This window comes from Streptomyces sp. NPDC045967 (assembly GCF_056430495.1).
This window is the reverse complement of the sequence record NZ_JBWKLE010000002.1, coordinates 489743-497438: the sequence shown is the minus strand read 5'-3', so window position 1 is coordinate 497438 and position 7696 is coordinate 489743. Positions and strand designations below refer to the sequence as shown.

5 protein-coding genes are annotated in these 7696 nt (G+C 73.6%); all 5 read right to left on the bottom strand.

Annotated elements, in window-relative coordinates:
- Positions 1-149: 149 nt before the first annotated feature.
- Entirely contained in the window at positions 150-1352 is a 1203-nt protein-coding gene (locus tag AC07FY_RS05890) for an alpha/beta fold hydrolase (protein WP_479000973.1), read from the bottom strand.
- A complete protein-coding gene (locus AC07FY_RS05885; RefSeq protein ID WP_479000971.1) occupies positions 1333-2283 on the bottom strand; it encodes a chlorinating enzyme in 951 nt (316 codons plus the stop codon). Before AC07FY_RS05885 ends, AC07FY_RS05890 begins: the two co-directional genes overlap by 20 nt.
- The gene (locus AC07FY_RS05880) at positions 2280-4235 is read right to left on the bottom strand and encodes an amino acid adenylation domain-containing protein (RefSeq protein WP_479000968.1); all 1956 of its coding nucleotides are present in this window, start codon (positions 4233-4235) and stop codon (positions 2280-2282) included. The genes AC07FY_RS05885 and AC07FY_RS05880 overlap by 4 nt, the downstream gene beginning before the upstream one ends.
- 33 nt (positions 4236-4268) lie before the next feature.
- Positions 4269-5240: a DUF6039 family protein gene (locus AC07FY_RS05875; RefSeq protein WP_479000965.1), complete on the bottom strand. Its 972-nt coding sequence runs from the start codon at positions 5238-5240 to the stop codon at positions 4269-4271.
- A gap of 95 nt (positions 5241-5335) precedes the next feature.
- Entirely contained in the window at positions 5336-7666 is a 2331-nt protein-coding gene (gene fabD / locus AC07FY_RS05870; protein ID WP_479000963.1) for an ACP S-malonyltransferase, read from the bottom strand.
- Between the last annotated feature and the right edge of the window lie 30 nt (positions 7667-7696).

The following is a 7696-nucleotide window of genomic DNA, read 5'->3' as shown; positions in this document are numbered from 1 at the left end:
GGGTTCCTCCTTCGCGGCGGGGCGGGGCTGTGCGGTGCGCGGCTCGGTGGGGCCGGTGGTGCGGCAGGACCGGGCCGGCGGGCGCGGGGCGCCCCGGCCGGGTGGCCGGGGCGGGCTCCGGCGGGTGCGCGGGCCGAGGTGTCGGGAGTTCAGACCGGATGCTCGGCGAGGAACGCGGCCAGGGCCTCGAACAGCTCGGGTTCGCCCCGGAACACCGAGATGTGGTCGCCGTGCGGGCGGACCAGGCTCACCGAGCCCGGCAGCGCGGCCGCCACCCGAGCGGAACCGCCCGGGTGGGCGGTGTCGTCGTCCGCGCTGGTCACGACGAGGGCCGGCACGTTCAGTCCGGCGAGGCGGGGGCGGAGGTCCTCCCCCATGACGGCCGTGTTCAACTCCGCGTAGCGGCGGAACAGTTCGACCGTGGCGTAGGGGTAGAGCACCAGGTGGGCGAGGTCGGCGGGGACGTTGTCCCCCATCGACCGGAGAAGCGTCTCGTGGATCGTGGCGGCCAGCCCCGGATCGGAGCAGGCCATCGCGAGGAGCGCCTGGAGATTGCGCTGGTGGTCGGTCTTGGGGCTGTCCGGGCCGAGGTCGACGTCGCCGTGCCACAGGCTGAGCGAGGTGATCCGGTCCGGGTGGAGGCGGGCGGCGGCGACGGCCGGCACGGCTCCGCCGCACAGGCCCACCACGTGCGCCCGGGCGGCGCCGGCCCGGTCCATCGCGGCCAGCAGGTCCTCGGCCTGGGCGCTCACTCCGTAGCCGGCCGGGTCCGGTGCGTGCGGGTCCGCGAACAGGCCCCGGCTCTCCCAGGTCACCACGTAGTGCGTGCGGGCGAGTTCGCGGATCCACCGCTCGGCCAGCCGGGCCGGCATGCCGGGGGCGAGGGCCAGTACCACCGCCTGCCGCGCGGACCGCCCCGCGGTGTGCACGCGCAGCGGTGTGCCGTCCGGTGCCTTGGTGTCCAGCCGGGCGCAGAACCTTCCGAAGTCCGCGGCCGCGACGTCGTCGACGACGGCGGCGACATCGGCGATCCGGTCGGTGCCCGGCACCCGGCCGTCCTCGTCGTAGGGGAGCCGGTCCAGGTCCAGCCGCTCCGCCACCACCCGGGTGAAGGGGTCCGGCCGCCCCGGTGCGGCGGCCACCGCGATGGCCGGGGAGCCCAGCCGCCCGGTGACCGCCTCCAGCAGGGGGCGGACGGCCCCCGCACGGCGTCCGGCGGGGACCGTGACGGGCGGCAGCACGGCGAGCAGCGGCCCGAGGGAGAGCACCGCCCGGGCGAGCCCGGCGATCGCGGTGGCCGGGGCGGGCCGGCGGCCCGCCCCGGCGGCGCCGTCAGTCGGCCCGGAAGACATGGCCCCGGGTGGTGCGGTCCACGAGCCTGTTGTGTCCGTAGCGGTCCTGCCCGGCGACCAGGACGGCGCCGTAGCGCTCCAGGGAGACCCGCCCGCCGTACTCCTCGATGTCCTCGGTGTCCGGGTAGATCCGGACCGACGTGGGCACGTAGCGGGAGGCGAAACCCATGCGCATCTGCTGCTCGGGGCCGTCGTTGGGGTGCGAGGCGTGCATCAGGGTGGACCAGAACATGATGGCCTCACCGGGCTTCATCACCATCGAGACGGCCTTGCTCTCGTCGGGGACGAAGTTCTCGTCCTTCTGCAGCTCGCGGTAGTCGTAGCCGAAGAAGCCGCGCCGGGTGCCGCCCTTGCTCTCCTGGTTGATCCGGTCCGGGTCGTAGTGCATCTTCTTGGTCTCGTCGTAGTTCATCTGCTGGTGGGAGCCGGGGATGAACTGCAGGCAGCCGTTGTCGACGGTGGCCTCGGTGAAGGCGGTCCAGACGGTGATGGTCCCGCCGAACTCCTTGAACTCGTCGGGCCACAGGATCTGCGGCTCGCCGGAGGCGTTGGCGAAGGTGTCCGCCTGGTGCCAGTCGGTGCCCTCGTCGCCGGGGTACTTGGGGAAGAACTCGGTGCGCCAGCACAGGACGTCCGGGCCGAGGGCGCCGACCACGCGGTCCACGATCGGCGCCCGGCCGATGTGGTCGGCCAGGAAGTCCGAGTCGAGGTGGCGGTCGTAGTTGGAGATGTTGGTGTTGCCCGAGGAGGCGGCCTCGTCGCCGTAGACCGCCATCGAGCGGTCCATCAGGCTCAGCCGCTCGCGCCGCCACTCGGCGGTCATCTCCTCGGGCTCGTACACCTTGAACGGGCCGAAGAATCCGTTGGTACGGAAGCTCTCCAGCTCCTTCTCGGACAGTGCGAACGCACCGCCCGCTCCGGCCTGGGTCATGACTGCTCCTTCACCTGGTGGTCGTGTGCGGCGCCGTCCTGCCCGGGGTGCCGTCCCGTCCGCTCCTCCACGCAGGCGGCCAGCCGGGCGACGGTCGCCTCGCCGCCGAGCTCTGCGCCCGTCAGACGCAGCCCGAAGCGCTGGTTGACCTGCGCGATGATCCGGACGAACGCGAGCGAGGTGGCGCCGGTGTCGAAGAGGTCGACGTGGGCCGCCGGCGGCCGCGGGCCGCGCAGGACCTCGTGGACGATGGCGGTGACGGCGGTGACCGCGGTGGCGGCGGCCTGTGGGTCGTGCGCCGGGGGCGCCGGGGGCGGTTCCTCGTCCAGGAGCCGGCGCAGGGCCTCCCGGTCGGTCTTGCCCTGCGGGGTGAGCGGCACGGAGTCGACCACCCGGTGGACCGAGGGCCGCAGATGGGCGGGCAGGCCCGCGGCGGCGTAGGCGGCGAGGACGGCGGGCAGGGCGGCCGGGTCGGAGTCGGGCCCGGTCGGCGGGACCGGGTCGGAGCCCGGCCCGGTCCGCGGGCCGGCCTCCGGCCCGCTCTCGGGTACGACGAAGGCGGCGAGGCGGAGGTCGCCGTCGTAGTCGTGGGCGACGACCACGGCGGAGCGGACCCTCGGGTGGCCGGTCAGGAAGTGCTCGACCTCGCGCGGCTCGATCCGGAATCCGCGCACCTTGAGCTGGTCGTCGAGGCGGCCGAGGTAGTGCAGGTCGCCGTCCGCGGTGCGGACCGCGCGGTCGCCCGATCGGTAGTAGCGGGTGACGGGGCCGCCGCCGAAGGACTCGGAGGTGAAGCGCTCGGCGGTCAGCTCCGGGCGGTCGAGGTAGCCGCGGGCCACCCCGGCGCCGGAGACCAGCAGTTCGCCGGGGGTGCCGTCGGGCACGGCCGCGCCGTCCGCGCCGACCAGGACGAAGTCCATGTCGGGCAGCGGGACTCCGATCGGACTGTGCTCGGGTGTGTCCAGGTCCGCGGCGGTGATCGGCCGGTAACTGGCGTGCACGCATGTCTCGGTGATGCCGTACATGTTCACCAGCCGCGGCCGCCGGTCCCCGTGCCGCTCCAGCCAGCCGGCGAGATCGCGCACGTCGAGGCGTTCGCCGCCGAACACCACCAGGCGCAGGGCGAGACCGTCCGGTCCGTCGTGGTCCGCGTCGGCGGCGGCGAGCTGGCGGAAGGCGGAGGGCGTCTGGTTGAGCACCGTGACCCGCTCGGCGCGCAGCAGTGCGTGCAGGTCGGCGGGTCTGCGGGTGAGGTCCTTGTCGACGACGACCAGGCGGCCGCCGTGCAGCAGGGCGCCCCAGATCTCCCAGACGGAGAAGTCGAAACTGACGGAGTGGAACAGGGTCCAGACGTCGTCCGGGCCGAAGCCGAACCAGTCCCGGGTGGCGCTGAACAGCCGCACCACCTGCCGGTGTTCGACCAGGACGCCCTTGGGCAGTCCGGTCGAGCCCGAGGTGTGGATCACGTAGGCGAGGTCGCTGCCGGAGACGGCCGCGCGGCCGCTGTCGGCGGTCCCGCCCGGTCCGGTGCCACCGGGTCCGGTGCCCGCGGGCGTGATCGGCGTACCGGCGGTGACCGGCACGACCTCGGCGGCCAGCGCGTCGGGGAGCGCCTTCGCGGCCTCGGCGGTGGCCACCACGATCCGTACCCCGGTGTCCTCGAGCAGGTGGAGCAGCCGGGGCGCCGGATAGTCGGGGTCGAGCGGTACGTAGGCGCCGCCGGCCTTGAGGATGCCGAGCAGGCCGACCACGAGCTCGGTGCCGCGGTGGGCGCTGAGCCCGACGAGCACGCCGGGGCGCACTCCTCCGGCCGTGAGCCGGACGGCCAGCGCCTCGGCGCGGGCGTCGAGTTCGCCGTAGGTCAGCTCTTCGCCCGCCGCCGTGACGGCGATCCGCCCGGGCGCCTCGCGGGCCCTGTCGTGAAAGATCTCGTGCAGACTTCGGCCGCTCATGGCCGACACCTCCTGGTCCGGGGGTGAGTGGGTTCAGCGCGCCGGGGGCAGGTGCGTGGCGTACAGACCCCAGTGGTGTGGTGTCAGGGCGACGTCCTGGAAGGAGCCCTGGACGAACATCCGCGCCCAGGTGCCGCCGGCGCCCTTCTCCGGCGCCCGCTCCCGGAAGAAGATGTCGCGGACGCTCTCGTCCTGGACGTGCAGCTGGAGCAGCCGCTGGTAGGTGCCCAGCGAGCGCATGTGGATCAACCAGTGGATGCGGTCCATCGGGCCGAAGGCGTCCTCGTAGAGGAGCACGGTGGCCTCGCCCGCCAGGTTGTCGTTGATCGCCTCGGCGGCCTCGCGGGCGAACTGGCGGGCCTCGGAGCGGAAGTCGTAGATGATCTGGGCGGTGCGGTGGATCACGATGCCCGCGTTCGCGGTGTGCAGGAGCAGGTCGTCGGGCTGCGAGGTCTGGTGCCGGGCCGGCGGGAGCGAGACCGCGGTGCCGGCCTGCTGGAACACCGCGCTCTGCCGTTCCAGGGTGCCGTCCACGGCGGTTCCGTACATGCCCCAGAACTGGGGCAGCAGCACCGACTCCCGCAAGGTTCCGTCGACGAACATCCGGGCCCAGCCGCCGCCGCCCTTGCTCTCGTCGATGCGGGCCTTGCCGAACAGACCGCGGTAGTCCTCGTCCCGGCTGCCCATCCGGACCAGCGTCTCGTAGGCGTCCATGGACTTCAGGTGGATCAGCCAGTGCACCAGGTCCTTGGTGCCGAAGGTCTCCTCGTAGACGAAGACGCTCGCCACGCCCTCCTGGGAGGTGTTGATGTATTCGGCGAGTTCCCGGGCGAACTCCCTGGATTCCGAGTGGAATTCGCTGCGGACCTGGGCGGTGCGCTCGACGATCATTCCGGAGTTCCCGGAGTGCAGGATCTTCTCCGGCGCGAGGACGGTCTGGTGACCGGCCGGCGCCACGACCGCCCCGACCTCGTCCGTGGATTCCCCGGTCTCCGCTGCGGTCATGAAAACCCTCCTGATCGAAAACCCGGCGAAAGCCGCCGGGAACGTTCCGGAAATTCCCCAGTCAGAGACTATGGAGCCGGGGTGACACTTCCTGCTCAGAATTGCGCACGCAGGATCGCGTGTGTCCGATCCGTCAAAATGGACGCGGCTCCCGTCATCAGCCGGTCGGCGATCACGTCCACGTGGCGGTGGCGCCAGTCCGCGAGCTCGGTCCCGGCGACGAACTGGTTGAACGCGCCCATCGCCGGGCCGCAGTGGATCTGGTAGTTGACCTGCTGGTCCGGTGTGCCGTGCATGGCCAGCCTGGTCGAGTGGACGAAGTACCACCGGAAGACCAGGGCCATCCGGTGCCGGTCGCTGCGGCCGGCCCGGGCCAGCTCCTCGGGGTCGGTCCGCGCGAGGTGCGCCCGCGTCTCGCGCCACACCTCCTCGACGGGGCGCCCGAAGCACTGCTCCTCCAACGACGCCCTGGTCCGCTCGTCCAGCTCTTCCAGGGCGCCGTACTGCCGGTACAGCTGGTACAGCTTGTTGGCGCGGGCCGGGAACAGCGTGCCGCGGCGCACCACCTGGACCCGTGCCCCCAGTTCGAACATGTCGCCGGCCGGTGCGTAGGTGGTGTCCTGGACGTCCAGCCCGGCCAGCATCTCCTTGACGGTCTCGGCGGTGCCCGCTTCGGGCGAGCACTGGTTGACCGAGCCCGTCAGCACGAAATCGGCGCCGAGCAGGAACACCGCCGCCACCGCCTCGGGGGTGCCGAGCCCCCCGGCGGCACCGACCCGGACCGGCCGGTGGTAGCCGTACTCGGCGCCGGCCCGGTCCCGCAGCCTGGCGATGGTCGGCAGCAGGGCGAGCGCCACCCCGCCGTCCGTGTGGCCCCCCGAGTCCGACTCCACGCACAGGTCGCCGCTGACGGGCAGTTCCCGGGCGATGAGGGCCTCCTCCGGCGTGAGCCCGCCCTGCGCCAGCAGCCGGTCGACGACGGCCGCGGGCGCGGGGGCGAGGAAGGCCCGGGCGACCTCCGGCCGGGAGACCTTGGCCACCAGGTGCCGGCCCGGCGAGGGCCGGCCCGCCGCGTCCCGGCCCGCTCCGGCGAACCGCGCCCGGACCAGGGCCGGGGTGATCCGCGTGAAACCCGCGGCCTCGACGCTGCGGACGCCGTAGCGCACGCAGAGCGCGGCGACCGCGTCCTCCCGCCCCGGATCGGCGGGCGTGTGCAGCAGGTTGACGCCGTAGGGGCGGTCGGGGCCGGACTCCCGGGTCAGCCGTTCGAGGTCCCGCGCGATCCGGTCGAGGCCCAGCCCGCCGGTGCCGAGGAAGCCCAGGAGGCCCGCGCGGCCCATGCGCAGCACCAGCTCGGCCGAGGAGATGCCCTTGTACATCGACCCGGCCAGGTAGGCGGCCCGGACGCGGTGGTCCTGGCGGAACTCGGCACTGCCGAGACCCTCCGCCCGGAACACGGCGGGACGGCCGGACACCGACGGCTGCGGCTGCGGCCCGTCCGATGACTGCACCGACGGCTGCGGCCGTGGCGCCGCCGGCCTCGTCGTCGCCACCGACCCCGTCGTCGCCTCGTCCACCGCCGGGGCGTCCTTCAGGGCCGTCTTCCAGAGCCCGGCCAGCGCGGTGCCCGGGCCCCGCTCGGTCACCTCGCGGACCCCGAGGCCGAGCAGCCGGTCCATGGTCTGGGTCCAGAGCACGGGTTCGGCGATCTGCCGGGCCAGCAGCGCGGCGACGTCGTCCCCGTACGGCGCGGCGGTCACGTTGGCGATCACCGGCAGGGCGGGCGGCCTCAGCGTGAACCCGGTCAGGAACCGGGCGAAGGCGGTGGCGGCGTCCCGCATGTACCGGGAGTGGAAGGCCGTGCGGACGGCCAGCGGCACCGTCCTGGCCGCCCCGTCCTCGCGGAGCCGGGCCGCCACCGTCCGCAGCTGATCCGCCGGGCCGGACAGGACCACCTGGGTCCGCGCGTTGTGGTTGGCGATGTCGACCGCGTCCGCGCCGTACCGGGTCAGCGCCTCCGCCAGCCGCTCGGCGGACAGTCCGACGACGGCCAGCATCCCGCCGTCCCCGTCTCCGGCCATCAGCTCGCCGCGGCGCTTGACCAGGCACACCCCGGTCTCGAAGTCGAAGCAGCCCGCCGCGAACAGGGCCGCGTACTCCCCGAGGCTGTGGCCCGCCAGCACGTCCGGCTCGGGCTCGCCGTCCGCGCGGGCGGACAGCACGGTGAGCGCCTCCACCACGAAGAGGGCCGGCTGGGCGTAGCGGGTGTCACCCAGCCGCTGGTCGGGGTCGTCGAGCAGGAGCGGCGCGAGGGGGAAGCCGAGGACGGCGTCGGCGGACTCCACCAGGTCGCGGTGGCGGTCGGTCAGGCCCGCGCCCATGCCCCTGCGGTGCGATCCCTGCCCCGGGAATATCCAGGCACGCAACTGTGCCCTCCTCGTCGTCGGTGAGTCGGA